This is a genomic window from Pseudoxanthomonas composti (genome assembly GCF_004122095.1).
Lineage (GTDB): Bacteria > Pseudomonadota > Gammaproteobacteria > Xanthomonadales > Xanthomonadaceae > Pseudoxanthomonas_A > Pseudoxanthomonas_A composti.
Map to the genome: position 1 here is coordinate 406,995 of NZ_SAWZ01000002.1, position 18,254 is coordinate 425,248.

At 68.8% G+C, this 18,254-nt stretch carries 16 protein-coding genes; 2 read left to right on the forward strand and 14 right to left on the reverse strand.

Translation table 11 applies throughout. The features are described from left to right. Nucleotides 1-40: 40 nt before the first annotated feature. Nucleotides 41-988 carry a 1-phosphofructokinase gene (gene pfkB / locus EPA99_RS05050; protein WP_129470102.1) on the reverse strand — a complete coding sequence of 316 codons (948 nt, stop codon included), beginning with the start codon at nt 986-988 and terminating at the stop codon, nt 41-43. Then, a complete protein-coding gene (ptsP, locus tag EPA99_RS05055; RefSeq protein WP_129470103.1) occupies nt 985-3,492 on the reverse strand; it encodes a phosphoenolpyruvate--protein phosphotransferase in 2,508 nt (835 codons plus the stop codon). The genes pfkB and ptsP overlap by 4 nt, the downstream gene beginning before the upstream one ends. Nucleotides 3,493-3,646: 154 nt before the next feature. Between ptsP and EPA99_RS05060 the strand changes: the two genes are divergently transcribed. Next, nucleotides 3,647-4,633, forward strand: coding sequence for a LacI family DNA-binding transcriptional regulator (locus EPA99_RS05060; RefSeq protein WP_129470104.1), 987 nt, complete (start codon nt 3,647-3,649; stop codon nt 4,631-4,633). Nucleotides 4,634-4,649: 16 nt separating this feature from the next. Here EPA99_RS05060 and EPA99_RS05065 read toward each other — a convergent pair whose 3' ends face one another. The 12 genes from EPA99_RS05065 to asnS form a co-directional block, all read right to left on the reverse strand. Further along, nucleotides 4,650-6,023 carry an FAD-dependent oxidoreductase gene (locus EPA99_RS05065; RefSeq protein ID WP_241688267.1) on the reverse strand — a complete coding sequence of 458 codons (1,374 nt, stop codon included), beginning with the start codon at nt 6,021-6,023 and terminating at the stop codon, nt 4,650-4,652. Nucleotides 6,024-6,066: 43 nt separating this feature from the next. Further along, nucleotides 6,067-7,341 (reverse strand): kynureninase, encoded by a 1,275-nt coding sequence (gene kynU, locus EPA99_RS05070; RefSeq protein ID WP_129470105.1) that lies wholly within the window; start codon nt 7,339-7,341, stop codon nt 6,067-6,069. A 52-nt stretch (nt 7,342-7,393) separates the two neighbouring features. Further along, entirely contained in the window at nt 7,394-9,520 is a 2,127-nt protein-coding gene (locus tag EPA99_RS05075) for an FUSC family protein (protein ID WP_129470106.1), read from the reverse strand. A 303-nt stretch (nt 9,521-9,823) separates the two neighbouring features. Beyond that, on the reverse strand, nt 9,824-10,354 hold the full coding sequence (locus EPA99_RS05080) for a 3-hydroxyanthranilate 3,4-dioxygenase (RefSeq protein ID WP_129470107.1): 531 nt from the start codon (nt 10,352-10,354) through the stop codon (nt 9,824-9,826). A gap of 14 nt (nt 10,355-10,368) precedes the next feature. Next, complete coding sequence (can, locus tag EPA99_RS05085; RefSeq protein WP_129470108.1) at nt 10,369-11,028, reverse strand: carbonate dehydratase; 660 nt, start codon at nt 11,026-11,028, stop codon at nt 10,369-10,371. A 405-nt stretch (nt 11,029-11,433) separates the two neighbouring features. Further along, entirely contained in the window at nt 11,434-12,246 is an 813-nt protein-coding gene (nei, locus tag EPA99_RS05090; protein ID WP_129470109.1) for an endonuclease VIII, read from the reverse strand. 12 nt (nt 12,247-12,258) lie between these two features. Continuing rightward, the gene (locus EPA99_RS05095; RefSeq protein WP_129470110.1) at nt 12,259-13,593 is read right to left on the reverse strand and encodes a hypothetical protein; all 1,335 of its coding nucleotides are present in this window, start codon (nt 13,591-13,593) and stop codon (nt 12,259-12,261) included. Between the two features lie 24 nt (nt 13,594-13,617). Beyond that, nucleotides 13,618-14,406, reverse strand: a complete 789-nt coding sequence (locus EPA99_RS05100) for an SDR family oxidoreductase (protein WP_129470111.1) — start codon at nt 14,404-14,406, stop codon at nt 13,618-13,620. Between the two features lie 107 nt (nt 14,407-14,513). Further along, nucleotides 14,514-15,137, reverse strand: coding sequence for an FMN-binding negative transcriptional regulator (locus EPA99_RS05105; protein ID WP_129470112.1), 624 nt, complete (start codon nt 15,135-15,137; stop codon nt 14,514-14,516). A gap of 7 nt (nt 15,138-15,144) precedes the next feature. Beyond that, nucleotides 15,145-15,450, reverse strand: a complete 306-nt coding sequence (locus EPA99_RS05110; protein WP_129470113.1) for a hypothetical protein — start codon at nt 15,448-15,450, stop codon at nt 15,145-15,147. Next, entirely contained in the window at nt 15,450-15,752 is a 303-nt protein-coding gene (locus EPA99_RS05115; RefSeq protein WP_129470114.1) for a hypothetical protein, read from the reverse strand. Before EPA99_RS05115 ends, EPA99_RS05110 begins: the two co-directional genes overlap by 1 nt. Before the next feature lie 111 nt (nt 15,753-15,863). Further along, entirely contained in the window at nt 15,864-17,264 is a 1,401-nt protein-coding gene (gene asnS / locus EPA99_RS05120; RefSeq protein WP_129470115.1) for an asparagine--tRNA ligase, read from the reverse strand. 115 nt (nt 17,265-17,379) lie between these two features. Here asnS and EPA99_RS05125 point away from each other — a divergent pair, with 115 nt between their 5' ends. Then, a complete protein-coding gene (locus EPA99_RS05125; protein ID WP_129470116.1) occupies nt 17,380-17,733 on the forward strand; it encodes a HesB/IscA family protein in 354 nt (117 codons plus the stop codon). The last annotated feature ends 521 nt before the right edge of the window (nt 17,734-18,254 follow it).

Genomic DNA, 18,254 nt, shown 5'->3' on the forward strand with positions numbered 1-18,254 from the left:
GGAAAACTCCTGGGAATCTGGGGTGCCGGCGGGGATGCGCTCAGCCGAGGGGGTCGATGTGGACCTGCCCGGCCCAATCGCGGACCTGGGCCGGATCCAGCCGACGCGCATCGCCGCTGTGCAGACGGCTCATGGAAAAGGCGGTGGCCAGGCGCGCGCAGCCGCCCAGGTCGAAGGCCGGCTCCAGCAGCGCCGCGGCGATGCCGGCCACCATGGCGTCGCCCGCGCCGACCGAGCTGCCGCCTTCCAGCCGTGGTGGCCGGGCGAGCAGGGCGCCGCTGTGGTCCAGGAACAGCGCGCCGTCGCTGCCCATGGACACCACCACCAGCGACACCCCGCGCGCCAGCAGCGCGCGGCCTGCGGCCAGCAATGCGTCGCGGTCGTCCAGGGCATGGCCAGTCCAGGCCTCCAGCTCGTGGCGGTTGGGCTTGACCGCGAACGGCGGGGTTTGGCTTTCCAGCGCCGCCGCCAGCGCCGGGCCGCTGCTGTCCAGCACCACGCGGGCGCCCGCGCTCTGTGCCTGGGCCTGCAGTCGTGCCCAGGCCGCATGCGGCAGGCCAGCGGGCAGGCTGCCGGACAGGACCACCGGCATCTGCGGGGTCAGCAGCGCCTCCAGCCGCGCGGCGACGGCGCCCAGAATGCCGGGGTCCAGGCACAGGCCGGGCAGGTTGATGTCGGTGGTCCGCCCATCGCGTTCGACCAGCTTGACGTTGGTGCGGGTCGAACCGGGCACGCGCAGGCAGCTGTCGGCAATGCCGCGCTGCTCGAACAGGCTGCGGAAGACCGCGGCGTTGTCCGCCCCGATGACCCCCAGGGCCGTGGTCGCCACGCCCCAGTCGGCCAGGCAGGCGGCCACGTTGATGCCCTTGCCGCCGGCATCCTCGCGGCTGCGCCCGGCGCGGTGCACCTGGCCCGGTTCCAGCGTGTCCAGGCGCACGGTCTGGTCGATCGCCGGATTGAGCGTGACGGTCAGCACGCGCGCACTCATGCGCCGGCTCCGTCCAGGCCACGCACCTGGCCGGCATCGGCGCAGGCCAGCGCCTGTTGCGCCAGCGCCTGCAGCTCGACCAGCGCGGCCGCCCGCAGGCGCGCCTTGACCGCCGGAATGTCGTTGGGCGTCATCGAGAGCTCGTCCACGCCCAGGCCGGCCAGCAGGCAGGCGCCGAATGGATCGCCGGCCAGGCCGCCGCAGACGCCGACCCAGCGTCCATGGGCGCGGGCGCCCTGGACCGTGCTGTGGATGGCGCGCAGCACCGCCGGATGCAGGCTGTCGGCCTCGGCGGCCAGCTCGGGGTTCTGGCGGTCGATCGCCAGCACGTACTGGGTCAGGTCGTTGGTGCCGATGGAGAAAAAGTCGGCGTGCTGGGCCAGCAGGTCGGCCTGGGCGGCGGCGGCGGGCACCTCGATCATGATGCCGATCGGCACCTGCGGGGCGTCCAGTTCCTCGCGCAGGCGCTCGCAGATGCCGCGCAGGGCGATCAACTCGGGCACCGAGGTGATCATGGGGAACATGATCGACAGGCGCGCCCCCTGCCTGGCGGCGCGATACAGCGCGCGCAGCTGCGGTTCCAGCAGGTCCGGACGGCGCAGCAGCAGGCGCGCGCCGCGCACGCCCAGGAACGGATTCTCCTCGTGCGGCAGCTCCAGGTGCGCCACCTGCTTGTCGCCGCCGATGTCCAGCGCCCGCACGATCAGCGCGCGGCCGTCCAGCGCGGCGGCCATGGCCACATAGGTCTGGAACTGCTCCTCCTCGTCCGGCGTGCTGCTGCGCTCCAGGAACAGGAACTCGGTGCGCATCAGGCCCACGCCCTCGGCGCCTTGCTCCAGCGCCAGCGGCACCTGGTCGGGCAGGTTGACGTTGGCGCCGATGTCGATGCGATGGCCGTCGGTGGTCTGGGCCGGCTGCGCCCGTTGCTGGGCTTCGCGCTCACGCACCTGGCGCTGTTCGTCGATCCAGGCGCGCGCGGCGGCCAGGTCGTTGGCCGACGGCGACAGGTACAGGCGCCCGCTGTTGCCATCCAGGATGGCCTCGGTGCCCGGGGCCACCGCCAGCAGGTCGGCGCCGCCGGCCACCAGCGCCGGTAGCCCGAGCGTGCGCGAGAGGATGGCCGTATGCGAGGTGGGTCCGCCTTGCGCCGTGGCCAGGCCCAGCACGCGTTGCGGATCCAGGTTGGCCGTGTCCGAGGGCGAGAGGTCGGCGGCCAGCAGGATGCAGGGATAGTCGGGCAGCTCGGCCAGGCCGCCGCCGGCGGCGCTGGGGTCGAGCTGGGCCAGCACGCGCCGGCCGACATCGCGCAGATCCGCCGCGCGTCCGGCCAGCACCGGGTTGCCCAGTGCCGCCAGGCCCGAAGCGGTCTGTTCGATGGCCTGATGCCAGGACCAGGCCACGCCGTGGCCTTCGACCATCAGCTGGCAGGCGCGGGTGATCAGGTCGGTATCGTCCAGCAGTGCGCCCTGGGCCTTGAAGATCGCCGCGTCCGCCGCGCCGAGCCGGCGCTGGGTGTCGTCCTCCAGCGCCCGCAGCTGCTGGCGGGTGCGGCTGAGGGCCTGGTGCAGTTGCGCGCCGCCTTCCCCCAGCGGTGTGGGCCGGTCGGCCACCTCGGTCTGAGCGCCGGCCAGCACGTGCACCTTAGCGATGGCCAGGCCCGGGCTGGCGCCGATGCCGACGATGGCCGCCTGCGCCTCGGGCGGGGTCCAGCCGTTGACCGGCGCGGCGCGGCGCTGGGCCGCGCGTTCGGCGTCGGCCTTTTCCTGAAGGATCAGTCCGTCCATGGCCTTGCGCAGGGCGGCCAGGGCGGCCTCGGCGTCCTGGCCTTCGGCCGAGACCACGATCTCATCGCCTTGCCGCAGGCCCAGCTGCAGCAACGCCACCAGGCTCTTGGCATCGGCGGCCTGATCCCCGGCACGGACCTGCAGGCGCGCGACGAAACGACGCGCGGCTTCGGCCCAGCGGGTGGCCGGACGCGCGTGCAGCCCGCTGGGGTAGGCGATGGTCCAGCTGAAGCCGTGGGCCAGATCGCTGGCCGGCGCGGCGGGCTGGCTGGCGGTGTCGCCGGACAACGCAGCGACGATCTGCTCCGCCTGGCCGGTGGTGAACAGACGCTGCAGCGTTGCCTGGTCCTGGATCAGGCGGGTCAGGCGCCGCAGCAGGGTGATATGGGTGTCGGACTGGGCGGCGATGCCCACCACCAGGTGGGTGACCTGGCCCGGGTTCCACTCCACGCCCTGGGGCAGCTGCAGCACGGCAATGCCATCGCGACGGACCAGGTGGCGGTCCTCGCCCAGGCCGTGGGGGATGGCCACGCCATGTCCCAGGAAGGTGTTGGCCAGCTCCTCGCGGCGGGACATGCTGGCCTGATAGCCGGGGGCGACGCAGCCGCCGGCGGTGAGCAACTGCGCCACCTGGGCGATGGCATCGGCCTTGTCGCGCGCCTTGGCATCCAGCCGTATGAGTTCCGGCGCGACCGCCGCGGGGGAGAGTTGTTGCGACACAGGAACTCCAAGCGAATCAGCTGGAGCGCAATTGGGAACGTTCCCACACAAAAACGCAATGTGCAGTGCACAAAAGCCCCAACCCTGCTGCGCGGTACCCTCAGGCTTCGCCACGCAGGCAAGTCAGGGCAACGGAAAAAGGAAATCGATCCCAGTGAGCATCAGCATCAACGACGTGGCCCGGGTGGCCGGCGTCTCCAAGTCCACGGTCTCGCGCGTGGTTGCCGGCGGCGCGGTCAGCGCCGAGGTGCGCGCGCGGGTCGAGGCGGCCATCTCCCAGACCGGCTACCGACCCAACCTGCAGGCGCGGCGCCTGCGCTCCCAGCGCAGCGGCATCATCGCGGTGATCGTGGCCGACATCCGCAACCCCTTCTTCACCGCCCTGATCGGCGCGGTGGAGGCGGTGGCCTACCAGCAGGAGCTGCGGGTCATGCTGTGCAACACCGACGAGGATCCGGCGCGCGAGGCGCTGTATCTGCAGATGATGCAGGAGGAGCGCATCAGCGGCCTGATCTTCGCGCCGACCCGCACCACGGTGGGCCGGCTGGAACGCATGCAGTGGGATGCACCGACCGTGCTGGTCGATCGCGCCCCGGCCGCGGGACGGCACGACAGCGTGGTGATCGACAACCGCGCCGCCATGACCGAGCTGGTAACGCATCTGCTGGCGCAGGGCTATCGCCGCATCGGCGGACTGTTCGGCAGCACCAGCACCACCGCGACCGAACGCCGCGACGGTTACCTGGCGGCGATGCAGGCGCACGGCCTGGCGCCGGACTATCGGGAAGTCGAGCCCACCGCCGAGGCCGCCATCGCCGCCACCGGCCCCTGGCTGGCCAGGGCGGACCGGCCGCAGGCCCTGGTGACCAGCAATAATCTGCTGCTGATGGGCGCGCTGAAGGCCGCACGCGCCGCGGGGCTGTCCATCCCAGACCAGCTGGCCCTGGCCGGCTTCGACAACGAGCGTTGGACCGAGCTGGTCGAGCCCGGCATCAGCGTGGTGGAACAACCCGTGGAAGAGATGGGACGGGCCGCCATGTCGCTGCTGCTGGAGCGGATGAAGTCGCCGGAGCTGCCAGTGCGCAGGCTGGTGATGTCCGCCCGCTGCGTGCTGCGCGGCTCGACCCGCCCGGCGCGATGAGCCGGGCGGCGGATCTTCAGGCGACTTCGCTCAGGACATCCAGGCGCGCCTGCACCTGCGCGTCCAGCCAGTCCCAGTCCAGCTGGTCCAGCGCGCTGCGCCCGGCCGTGGCCTCGATCAGCAGCTGCCGCTGCAGCTCGCTGCGTTCCAGCGCCACCGCGTAAGGGATGCGCATGAAGGTGACCATGGTGTAGTGCGGGACGAAGCGCTCCGGATGGCGCTGCTGCAGCGCCTGTTCGAGCTGGCGCTGCAGCAGGAAGTCCGCATCGTCCACGCGGTCGCGCATCTCGATGTAGTTCTCCAGCGCCATGGCCTGGATGGCCGAGGCGTTGGGCTTGCGCTGCGCCTCGAAGGCCGCGTAGGCCTGCGCCAGCGACTCGGCCTGGTCCAGCTGCTCGGCCAGCGCCACGCAGTCCTCGAACGCGCAGTTCATGCCCTGGCCGTGGAAGGGCACCATGGCGTGCGCCGCATCCCCCAGCAGTACCGCGCGCCCGCCCAGGTGCCAGCGGTCCAGGTACAGCGTGCCCAGCAGCCCGGGCGGATGGGCCTCCCAGTCCTGCACCAGGTCCGGGATCAGCGGCAAGGCGTCGGGGAAGTCGCGCTCGAACAGCGCCCGTGCCTGCGCGCCGCTGGCCACCGTGGCAAAGCTGGTCGGGCCCTGGTTGGGCAGGAACAGGGTCACGGTGAAGGTGCCCTCGGCATTGGGCAGGGCGATGCACATGTAGTCGCCGCGCGGCCAGATATGCAGCGCATTGGCCTCGATGCGGAAGCCGCCCGCCTGGGTCGGCGGGATTTCCAGCTCCTTGTAGGAGTGGTCCAGGAACTCGGTGCGCGCGCCGAGCGGGCTGGCGCGGTCCATCGCCGCGCGCAGCGCCGAACCGGCACCGTCGGCGCCGATCAGCGTGTCGAAGCGGATGTCGTGCGGCGAGTCGTCGCGGTCGTCGATGAAGCGCGCATAGCCGGCCGGGAAATCGACCGTGTGCAGGCGCCGGTAGAAATGAATCCGGGCACCGGCCTGCTCGGCCAGGTCGAGCAGGGCGATATTGAGATCGGCCCGGTGGATGGACCAGATCACCTCGCTGTCGTCGCGCCCGTAGCGCTGCAGCTGCGGCTGCCCCTGGATGGGGTGGACCATGCGCCCGCGCATCATCACCGCGCGCGCCATCACCGCCTCTTCGGCGCCGGCCTGGCGCAGCGCGTGGCGGCCGCGCTCGGCCAGGGCCAGGTTGATCGAGCGCCCGGACTCGTAGCCCTTGATGCGCGGATCGCCGCGGCGTTCGTGCACGGTGACCTGCCAGCCGCGCTGGGACAGCAGGATGGCCAGCAGCGAGCCGGCCAGGCCCGCGCCGATCAGGGTGATGGTGCGGGGAGAAAAGGTGTCTGCGTTCAATGACGATCCAGTGGGGTGCGGCGGTGCGCAGGCTACGGGCGGCTCAGACGCCGGCCCAGGCCTCGACTTCCTCGACGAAGCGGTACACGTCCATGTAGCGGTTGTAGAGCGGGATGGGCGAGATGCGGATCACGTCAGGCTCGCGCCAGTCGCCGGTGATACCCACCGAGACCAGGTAGTCGAACAACGCCCGGCCGCGCTCGCGGCCACCGGCCACGCGCAGCGAGAGCTGGCAGCCGCGACGTTCCGGTTCGGCCGGGGTGATGATCTCCAGCGTGTCCAGCAGGCGCGACTCGATCAGCTCTTCCAGCAGCGCGGTGAGCTTCTCGGACTTGGCCCGCAGCGCGGCCATGCCGCCAGCGCGGTCGAACAGTTCCAGCGAGGCAACCAGCGGCGCCATCGCCAGCACCGGCGGGTTGCTCAACTGCCAGCCCTCGGCCCCGGGGGTGGGCACGAACTCGGGCGCCATCAGGAACCGGCTCTGCTTCTCGTGCCCCCACCAGCCGGCGAAGCGCGGGCGGTCGCTGTGGGCGTGGCGCGCGTGCACGAAAGCACCGGCCACCGCGCCGGGACCGGCGTTGAGGTACTTGTAGTGGCACCACACCGCAAAATCGGCGTCGCTGTCGTGCAGCTGCAGCGGCAGGTTGCCCACCGCATGGGCCAGGTCGAAGCCCACCTGCGCACCGGCCGCATGCGCCAGGCGCGCGATTTCCTTCAGGTCGAAGGCCTGTCCGGTGCGGTACTGCACGCCCGGCCACAGCACCAGCGCCAGGCGCGGGCCATGGGTGGCGATGGCCCGCGCGATGGCCTCCATCGACAGCGTGCCCTCGGCCTCGTCCGGTTCCAGCTCGATCAGGTCGGTGGCCGGGTCCAGGCCGTGGAAGCGGATCTGCGATTCCACCGCATGGCGGTCCGAGGGGAATGCGCCGGCCTCCATCAGGATCGCCGGGCGCTGCGCGGTGGGGCGGTAGAAGCTCACCATCATGAAGTGCAGGTTGGCGGTGAGGGTGTTCATCGCCACCACCTCGGAGGGCAGGGCGCCGACGATGCGCGCCAGCGGCTCGCGCAGCTGCTCATGGTAGGTCATCCACTGGCCCTGCCCGGTGAAGTGGCCTTCCACCGCCTCGTGCGCCCACTTGTCCAGCACCTGTTCCACCGCCGCGCGCGCGCCCCGCGGCTGCAGGCCCAGTGAGTTGCCGCAGAAGTAGATCTGCTCGCCATTGCGCCAGCGCGGGATCAGGAACTCGTTGCGGAACGCGCGCAGCGGGTCGGCGGCGTCCAGGGCGATGACATGGGTGCGGGACAACGGATTGGACATGAGCGACCTGATCAGGAACGGCTAGCGCCGGTAGCGGGCGATGTTGGCGAGTCTAACTGGCGGGCGACTCGCCGGCCCGGACCGGCGCGCGCTTGGCATCGCCGGCATCGCGGCGCAGCAGGTGGGTCAGCGTATCCAGGCTGTCGGCGATGCGATCGCAGGCATCGAGCAGCGCGAAAGAAAGCGCGTGCTCGTGAGCCAGGGCCTCGGCCAGCTTGCGCTCGAAGGGGCGCGCCGCGGGGATGGCCGAGGCCTTGCCGCCCTGGCGCAGGTAGCGCACCTGCGCAGACAGGGTGTCGTCCACGGCCTGGGCGAAGGCCGACAGCTCGGGGGAGGCGGCCAGTTGCGCACCCTCGCGCAGCTGCGCCTCCAGCGTCAGCGGCGCGCGCATGAGCCGGGTGGCGTTGGCCAGCAGCGATTGCGCCAGCTGGGCCTCGTCACGGTTGCCGCCGCGACGCGGCTCGGCGCGCATGCGGTCGATGGAGGCCTGCACGTTGGTCCGGGCCGCACGCGCGGCGCTGCGGGTCTCGTCCAGCACGTCCACGCGGCCATCCAGCAGCGCGCTCAGGTGGCGCTGGTCGGCCTCCAGCAGCTTGGCGAAGGCGGCGCGGCCGCGGCGGCCTTCCCAGGTCGGCCACAGCGCGTAGACGGTCATGGCTAGCGCGCTGCCGATCAGGGTGGCGGTCACCCGCGCGCTCAGGGCCTGGCCCGGGTCCTGGCCCTCGAAGGACAGCAGCATCACCAGCATGCCGGTCAGCAGCGCCACGCCCAGCCCGTAGTTCATCTGCGCGGTCAGGCGGAAGCCGAAGCAGAACAGCCACAGCAGCAGCAAGCGCACCACGGTGCCGTCCATCGCGTAGTGGATCAGCGCGGTGCCCACCAGCAGCCCGGCCAGGGTGCCCAGCACGCGCCCAGCGCCGAAACTGAGCGTGCCGCCGAAGTCGGGCTTGAGCACGATGGCGGTGGTCATCGGGATCCACGCCCCATGCGGCAAGGCAAGGCCGCGCTCCAGCAGCAGCGCCGCCACCAGCGCGGTGCCGCAGCGCAGGGCATGGCGAAAGGCCACCGAGGACAGCGTGAGATTGGCCTGCAGCGTCAGCCAGGGCGAGCTGGGGCGCAGGGCCGGCGGCAGCCGCGCCTCGGCCTGCTGGGCCTGGATCTGCCCCTGGCTGCTGGCCCAGTAGCCATTGCGGACCAGGGCGCGCAGCTGGCCGGCCAGCCCGGCGGCGCGGCCGGCCCCCAGCCGCAGCAGGCGCTGTTCGCGCGTGCCGCTGACCTCGCTTTTCACGCCATCGAGCTGGTCGGCCAAGGCCTGCAGCGCGGTGACGTCGACCTGCGCGGCCACCGGCGCGCTGGCCTCGCGCATGGCCGAGGCCAGATGGTCCAGCACCAGCGCCGCCTGCTTGAGCAGCGTTTCGATCAGCGTGCGTGCCTGTGCGTCTTCCAGGCGGGCGTGGATGTCGGCCAGCGCCAGCACGTCCACGCGCACGCGCTCGCAGACCTCGGCCATGATGCGGAAGGACTGCAGCGCCTGGCCGCGCGTGTGGTGCTGGCCATGCAGCAGCACCAGGGTGTCCTGCGCAGCCTGCAGGGTGGGCGAGGGCTGGCTGGGGTCAGGCCGGGTGCGTGCGGTGATGGCCAGCTGCTGCAGGATGGTGGCTACGGCGAAGCGCTCGGGGCGATAGCGCTGCAGCGGCCAGGCGGCCAGGGCCATCAGCATCTGCAGCAGGCCGCCGCCGAAGATCAACAGGCCCACGCCCAGGGCCTGGTCCTGAGGTAGGCCCAGATTGGCCGAGACCAGCACGAGCAGCATGCTGGCCAGGCCATTGCGGGCCGCCAGCGGCCCCAGCGCCACCACCAGCCCTCCGGCGAAGCCGAACACGAACACGGCCAGCACGACCAGCACCGAATGCGGCCCGACCAGCACGCCGATCATCGCCGACAGACCGGCAATGGCCGCCGCCAGCAGCATACGCCGCATGCGCAGGGCATAGGCGCCGGGCTGGTCGGCGAACATGGTCTGCAGCGCGCCGATCGCCAGACCCAGGCCGATGACCGGCGCATCGGCCCACACCCCGCCGGCAAGCGCGGCGAACACCGCGAAGGAGTTGCGCAGCGCCACCCGCACCGGGATATCGCGGGGCTTGAGGTGGATCAGGCTGCGCAGGAGCGGGGACATGGTGGGGCGAGGAGTGAGTGGTGAAGCGAGGAGTGAGTGGTGAAGCGAGGAGTGAGGAGTGAGTAAGCGCCGAGGCGAAAGCAAAGCGCCCGCCGCGTCAGCTGTTTCGCTCACTCCTCACCTCGCTCCCCCACTCACTCCTCAGGTATGTGGATCAGGCTGCGCAGGAGCGGGGACATGGTTGAGCGAGGAGTGAGTGGTGAAGCGAGGAGTGAGGAGTGAGTAAGAGCAAAAGCGAAAGCAAAACGCCCGCCGCCTCAGCTGTTTCGCTCACTCCTCACTCCTCGCCCCACCACTCACTCCTCATGTGTCAGGCATGACGTAACGCGCAGGCGCCGGATTGAAATGGCCGCAGGCGTCGCAGGTGCGGTGCTCGCGCGAGGCGTAGAAGCGGTCGAACACCGGCGGGAAGTCGGTCTCGATGTTGCGCAGCGGGAAGTACTCTTCGTAGAGCTTGTGGTTGCAGCGCTCGCAGAACCACATCAGGCCGTCCTGCTCGTGCGGCAGGCGGCGGCGTTCGATCACCAACCCCACCGAGTCGGGCATGCGCTGCGGGGAATGCGGCACCCGCGGCGGCAGCAGGAAGATCTCGCCGGCACGGATGGGGATGTCGCGCACCTTGCCGTCTTCCTGGATGCGCAGGACCATCTCGCCTTCCAGCTGATAGAACCATTCGGCGCCCTCGTCGTGGTGGTAGTCGGTGCGCGCATTCGGCCCACCGACCACCATCACGATGAAGTCGTCCGCGTAGACGACCTTGTTGCCGACCGGCGGCTTGAGCAGGTGCCGGTGTTCCTCGATCCAGGCCTGCAGGTTGAGGGGGGAGGGCAGCATCGCCAGGTCCGCGCTCAAACGTCGGCCATGTACGGCGTGGTCTGCAGGGCGCGCTGGTAGGTCGGCCTCAGTGACTCGAAGCTGTCCACATCCATGCCCAGCTGGCGCACGCGGCCATCGAACAGGCTGTAGCACCAGCCATGCACGCTCAGGGACTGCCCACGCGCCCAGGCATCGCGGATCACCGTGCTCTGGCACAGGTTGACCACCTGCTCGATCGCATTGATCTCGCACAGGCGCGCGTGGCGGGCCGCTTCGTCCGGTAGCGCATCCAGCAAGTCGGCATGCTTCTGCACGATGTCGCCGACCTGGCCCAGCCAGTTGTCGGTCAGCCCCACGCGCTTGCCGGTCAGCCCGGCGTGCAAACCGCCGCAGCCGTAGTGGCCCACGATGAGGATGTGCTCCACCTTGAGCACGTCCACCGAGAACTGCACGGCCGACAGGCAATTCAGGTCGGTGTGCTGGACCAGGTTGGCCACGTTGCGGTGGACAAAGACCTCACCCGGATCCAGGCCCAGGATCTGGTTGGCCGGCACCCGCGAATCCGAGCAGCCGATCCACAGATAGCGCGGCGATTGCTGGCGTGAGAGGCGCTCGAAGAAGTCCGGGTCTTCGCGGCTGATCCGCTCGGACCATTCGCGGTTGTTGCGGAGCAGGGTGTCCAGGTCTGACATGGCAGGGTCTTCAGGGGCCGGAGGTGGGTCTGCAAGGATACCCGCGATGCGTGTGAGCGCCGTCACCTTGCCAGCCAGCAAGGCGCCTTTGCCTCAGAGGCCAATGTGAAAGCCGATTCATCGGCGAAGACGCCTTCCCGAGGCAGCGCGCTCATCCGTAGGGCGGATCGTGATCCGCCAACGCCATGCTGGAACGCGCTGAACAGATGGGACACTAGGGACGCGCCTGTCGCGTGAGGTGACGTCATGGGCATGCTGGGCTCCACGATGGCGGATCGCGATCCGCCCTACGCCACGGTGGAGCAATCCGGACGATCGAACGGCGAGTGCCGTCGTGGGAGCCGATTCATCGGCGAAGGGGCCGTCGACGTGCTGTCCAGACACTCTAGACCGCAACTGCCGACGTCACTTCTGGCAAGCCGGGCAGTCGTACAGGCGCCGCCCCGCCAACTCCCGCCGACGAATGGGCGTCCCGCAATCCGGACACGGCAGGCCCTGGCGGTCGAACACCTTGAAGGCAAAGCCCTCCGGCGTATCGGTGATGTACTCGGCGCGCATGCCCTCGGCCTTGCGGATGCCGCGGCTGCGATAGCTGCGGCGGGGCACGTCCAGCAGCGCCTTGGCCAGCAGCTTGCGCTCGTCCGGCGTCAGGCTGGCCGCGCCGCGCAAGGGCGCAATGCCGGCCTCGAACAGCACCTCCGAGCGCAGATAGTTGCCCATGCCCGCCAGGAAGCCCTGGTCCAGCAGCAGCGCCGCCAGCGACATTCGGCCAAAGCGCGGCTCCTGCAGCCGCCTGGCCACTGCCGCGGCGGTCAGGCGCTTGTCCAGCACATCCGGCCCGAGCTTGGACAGGAACGGGTGCCGGACCAGCTCCTCGGTCTTCCACAAGGCGATATCCGAGGCCGAATACAGCAGGATCGCCTGGTCCTGCGTCTCCAGCGCCACCCGCAGGCTGCGGGTGGTCTCGGGGCGCGTGCCAGCCGCGGCCACCATCCACACCCCATAGAGCTGGTTGTGCGAGTACAGCGTCCAGCCGTGGTCGAACCGCGTCAGCATCGCCTTGCCATGCGTGTCGATGGCCGTGATGCAGTGACCCCTGAGCAGCTTCTCCTTGCCCTTGAGCGCGGGCAGGCCGAACCAGACCGACGCCAGCGGCGCACTGCCGACCGCCGCGAACAGCTTGTCGGCGGCGCGACGGATTTCAGGACCTTCCGGCATGGGTGGGTCTCATTATCGAACGGGTTGCGGGCCATCATTGGGGGATGCTGGGACGGTTATTTCTTGCATTCCCAGCACGCGATCCTGTGCGTCAGTCGCAACCAGCGTGAAGCGGCCGGCAGGAAGCGCAAGCACGATACAGGCGTCGGGCTCACGTAGCACGACACCATCGGCAGCCACGGCATTCTCAGGCCGGTTTGCGCGCCGCGAAATGACGGCACAGGGCCAAGTGTTCGCACAGAGCTTGCGATCCACAGGTGCATGGTGGCGTTTCAAGGCCGGTTGCCACAGCCAGCCGGGTCGTCCATGGAGCGCCGGTGGGTCGGGCAGAACCACGGTGACGTCGAAGCCATCCGGCTGATAGCTCCAGACTGCCCCGTCCTCAGACACGAAGACCGATGCGGTCGCGGTATCCCCGGGGAGTCTTTCAAGCAATTGGCGGTAGATGGCTTCTTCGTCAGTGGCAGGTCGCAGCGGCCGCAGGAAGGTTTGATCTACCGTCAGTGGGTCCAGACCCGTCAACCTTTTCAGCTCTGCGGCCATCGGCGTGTAATTGGGTAGCGCGCGCTCAATGGCGTGCGAGTAGCCCGCATGTACGATGAACCTAGCATCGGGCCGCTCACGTAGCAGTCGCGCGAGATTTCTGGCCTGGCCAGTCTCTCGATCCTGCTGTGTGCGCTGCTTGCCCTGGTACTCATAGTTCTGAATGCGGAATCCAAGTTGAGCGGCAGTGCTCAAGACTTGGCCGAATACTGCCTCTCTCGAGTAGAGACCATCATCGTGCTCCGCGTAGCCGCGTGGTCCGATTTTTTCCGCATGCTCTGAGAGCGCCTCCGCGGCATAGTCGGTAAAGCCCTCGCCTCGCAGCAGTGGCAGTAGCTCAACGAGCAGGGTGCGGGTCTGCGGGGCATGATGCGCTTCGTTGATGACGACGATCCGCCGACCTTCGGCGAGTCTCGCGATGGTTTCTGCCGCGCTGCGTGGCGTGTAGCCGGGACCAGGCGCGTTCTGCGTCCGCAAGAGCGGCAGCAGTTTTTCGGGGAATCGTTCGAGCGCTGGTTCGTACTCGCCCAGCTCGGCTAGACCGGTCGCTTCAAGCTGCGAAATGAAAGCGACGCTTGATTCGTCAATGCCATTGGTCGCCCGCAATCGCTCAAGCACGGTCACTAAGGGGAGCGCAGTTCGTTGACCATGCGATGCGGTCATTGCCATCATCGCTTGTTGTACGGCATCAGGGCGCTCTTGCGCCTGTGCCGATGGCAGCAGCACCCAGAGGTTTGTAAGCAGTGCAAGACCCAGAAAAACTGTTCTCAGGTCTGTCGTTAGCCAAACGGTTTGAGACGTCATGCGGTTCCTTCGCTTGAGGACAAACTAGATGGACTGCATGCGCCCGCCATCCACGGCCAGGCTGACGCCGGTGATGTAACCGGCAGCGGGGCTGGCCAGGAACGCCACGGCGGCGGCGACCTCGCTGGCCTGGGCCACGCGGCGGACCGGCACCCCGGAGGCGATGGCGGCCAGCGCCTCGTCCTCGCTGCCGCCGTTGGCGGCCATGCGGTCCTTGATGATGTGATCCAGGCGCGCGGTGCGGGTGTAGCCAGGCAGGACGTTGTTGACGGTGATGCCCTCGGGCCCCAGCTCGCGCGAAAGCGTCTTGGCCCAGCTGGCCACCGCCCCGCGCGTGGTGTTGGACACGCCCAGATTGGGGATGGGCTCGTACACCGAGGTGCTGACGATGTTGACGACGCGGCCCCAGCCACCGGCGCGCATCCCCGGCAGCACCGCTTGCAGGCGCGCGTGGTTGGCCAGCAGGTGCTGCTGGAACGCCGCCAGAAATGCGTTCGCATCGGCCTCGATGGCGCGCCCGCCGGGCGGGCCGCCACTGTTGTTGACCAGCACCTGGACCGGGCGCTCGGCCACGAGCTCGGTCAGCATCGCCTCCAGCGCCTGCGGCTGCGCGTCGTCGGCCACGCGGTACCCGTGGCGCTGGCCCGCGGCGACCTGCGGCAGGTCGGCAACCACCGATTCCAGGGTGGCGCGGCGCCGCGCCACCACGGTGACATCCGCGCCCAGCAGGGCCAGTTCCAACGCGCTGGCCTGGCCGATGCCTTCGGAGGCGCCGAAGACCAGCGCATGTCGGCCGGAAAGATTCAGATCCATGGGCGTTCGCTCAGCGTCTCAAGAAGGGAGCGCCTTGCACGGCGCTTGCCGGGGATTGGACACCATCTCGCGTGATGCCCCACGCAAGGTGCACGGCTGCACCGGGCTCAACGCGGCAGATGCCCGCGCATCATCCGCGCGATCTCGCCGGCCATCGGCTCTCCACGGGCATCCAGCTCGTCGGCGACAGCGGCGACATTGGCCGCAGGGTGGTTCTGGCTGAGCTTGAACTTCAGCTCCACGCGTTCCACCCGCAGCCGGAAGCCGACGATGCCGGCCAACTGGCGCACCAGCCTGGGATCGCCGTGCTCGAAGCGCCAGTCGCTGCCAACCTGCGCTTCGAAGTGCTGGCTGAGCCGATCGACGAGCCCAGCCAAGGCCTTGGAATCGCTGAAGGATTCGAGTCGGCCATGCAGGTGCGCCACCGCGTAGTTCCAGGTCGGCACGCGCGCGGCCGCTTCCTTGTCTGGATACGCCGACGGCGTCACGTAGGCATGCGGGCCATGCACGATGGCCAGCGCGGCGCCAACATGCCGCGCCTGCGGATTGGGGCGTGCCCAGTGGCCTTCCAGCACGATGTCATGATCGTGCCGGGTGTAGCGCACCGGCAGGTGACCGACCTCGGGCGTGCCATCTTCGGCAGTGGTGACCAGCGTGATGAAGGCGTCGCGCGCGATCAGCTCGTCCAGCGCCGACAGATCGTCCAGCTTGAACGCCGCCGGTCGATACATGGTGCGCCTAGGCCCTGCCGCCCATCGACTGGGTCATCAGCGGCTTGAGGTCCTCATCGTGCGCCGCCTTGGGCGGGGCGATCTCGTGCAGCGAAAAGCCACGGACCAGCGCATCTTCCTCGTCCAGCCCGTCGAAGGCGACGAAGTCGGCATCGAACAACGCCGCGCGCGCGCTGTCCTCGCTGTCGTAGGCCAGCGTGTTGCCATCGCTGTCCAGCACCTCGGCGGTGCCCGCCGCCTTGATGCGCAGGCGCGCCCAGATCAGCATGCGGCCCAGGCTGGCCACCCACCATTGGTCTTGGAAATCAGGCATCACATCAACTCCGAAAACAGCCACAGCAGGCCGGCCATGGCCAGTCCGCCAAAGATCACCAGCAGCGAGATGCGCGCCGGCGTGGCCAGGCCGCTCAGCGAGGTATCGCGCACGCTGCGGTAGCCGCCGCGCAACAACCATCCCAGGGCAGCCGGTTTGAGGAAGGCACCGGCGCCGAGCTGCGCGGTGATGGCCGGATGCCGGTCGCGCACGTGCACCAGGGTCAGCGGCCAGAAGATCACGAAGGCGCAGAAGCCGGCGATCGCCGTGGCCACGAACAGCAGGGCGAAGAACAGAATCATGCGACGAGGAACGAGCGCAGAGGAACGAGGAACGAGAGTGACCTTCGGATATGTGTAGGGAGCCGTTGGTTCTGCACTCGTTGCTCGTTCCTATTCACTCGTTGCTCGCTCTTAGAACTCTGCGTGGCCCGGCGCGCGCGGGTAGGGGATCGCGTCGCGGATGTTGCTCAGCCCGCACACGTAGACCACCAGGCGCTCGAACCCCAAGCCGAAGCCGGCATGCGGCACCGTGCCGTAGCGGCGGAAATCGCGGTACCAGCCATAGTGCGAGGCATCCAGGCCGAACTGCGCCATGCGCGCGTCCAGCACGTCCAGGCGCTCCTCGCGCTGGCTGCCGCCGATGATCTCGCCAATACCCGGCGCCAGCACGTCCATGGCCGCCACGGTCTTGCCGTCATCGTTCAGGCGCATGTAGAAGGCCTTGATGTGCTCGGGGTAGTTGGTCACCACCACCGGGCGGCCGACGTGCTCCTCGGTCAGCCAGCGCTCGTGCTCGGTCTGCAGGTCCAGGCCCCACTCGACCGGGAAGTCGAACTTCTTGCCGGACTTCTGCAGCAGGCCGATGGCATCGCTGTAGTCGATGCGCTCGAACGGCGAGTTGATGAAGGCTTCCAGCTTGGTGATGGCCTGTTTGTCCACGCGCTCGGCGATGAAGGCCAGGTCGTCCATGCGCTCGTCCAGCACCGCCTTGAACAGGTACTTCAGGAATTCCTCGGCCAGGCGCGCGTCCTCGGCCAGGTCGGCGAAGGCGATCTCCGGCTCGATCATCCAGAACTCGGCCAGGTGCCGGGTGGTGTTGGAGTTCTCGGCGCGGAAGGTCGGGCCGAAGGTGTAGACCTTGCTCAGCGCCAGGCAGTAGGCCTCCACGTTGAGCTGGCCGGACACGGTCAGGAAGGTCTCCTTGCCGAAGAAGTCGCGGGAGAAGTCGACATTGCCCTTGGCATCGCGTGGCAGGTTGGCCATGTCCAGCGTGGAGACCCGGAACATCTGGCCGGCGCCCTCCGCATCGGAAGTGGTCACGATGGGCGTGGAGATCCAGTTGAAACCGTTCTGGTGGAAGAACCGGTGCACCGCCTGGGCCAGGCAGTTGCGGATGCGGGTCACCGCGCCGAACAGGTTGGTGCGCGGGCGCAGGTGCGCCACTTCACGCAGGAACTCCAGCGAATGCGCCTTGGGCTGGATCGGATAGGTTTCCGGATCCTCGACCCAGCCCACGACCTCCACCGAGGCGGCCTGGATCTCGAAGCTCTGGCCCTGGCCCTGCGATTCGGCCAGGGTGCCGCGGGCGATCACCGCGCAGCCGGCCGTCAGCCGCTTCACCTCGGCCTCGTAGTTGGACAGGCTGCTGGGCACCACCACCTGGATCGGAGCGAAGCACGAGCCATCGCTGACATTGACGAAGGACAGCCCCGCCTTGGAATCGCGCCGCGTGCGCACCCAGCCCTGCACGGTCACCTCGCCGCCGACCGGGATCCTGCCCGCCAGCGCATGCTCGACGCTTACCACCGTCATCTCTTGAATCCTCGGCCTGCTGACACTATCGAAGGGGAACGCAGAGTTTACCGAAGCGACAGGGCCGCGGGCGCCCTGGCCGGTATAATTCGCTGGCTACTCGAGGAACCACCCCATGGCTGTCACCCTTGCCCCCGCCGCCTTCGCGCGCGTCCAGCGCTTCGTCAGCCAGTCGCCCGGCGTGCTGGGGCTGCGCTTCGGCGTGACCCGCACCGGTTGCTCGGGCTGGGGCCATGTCACCGACCTGGCGCGCGAACAGCGCGAGGGCGACACCGTGTTCGAGCAGGACGGCGTGCGCATCTACGTCGATGCCGACAGCCTGCCGCTGGTCGATGGCACCCGCATCGACTTCGCCAAGCAGGGCCTGAGCGAGGTCTTCGTCTTCGCCAACCCCAACGCCGCGGCCGAATGCGGTTGCGGCGAGAGCTTCACCACTGACGATTCGCACCGGTCTACGGCTGTCGAGTGACTCCTTGCTTATTTGAACTGCGAAAGAGTGTCGACCGACGACGCTCGCAGGTGTGGAGCGACGTCTCACCCAGCCGTGGGCCATAGACAGGTAGCTTGCCGCGTCAGCTGATCCGCTCCGACTGGTCGCCACACCGGGCTACTGAGTGGCAGTAGTGGCACCGAGCCGCGCCGCTGAAGCCCGATCTATCACAAGCGACTGGTTAGCCGCGACTTTGGCTGCGCGGCCAGATCGCTGGCAGAACTCGCGACTCCTGACTGTCCGCGCATGAGGATTGTGGGCATACAACGTAGCCTGGGCCAGCCAGCGCTGTGAGGCCGGATAACGCGGCGGTATCAAAGCGCATCCTTGTACCTCCGAAATCCAACTTCAGGTTGCAGGGCGTGTAAGGCAAATGACGTCGTCCACCAGCAAACCCAGCAAGACCTTTCCGACCTCAAGAGCGTCAAAGTGTGGTGCAATCGCAAAAGGGAATGTGCGCCATTGACCGTTCGTCTGATTGTTAAGTCCCTTCTTGACAG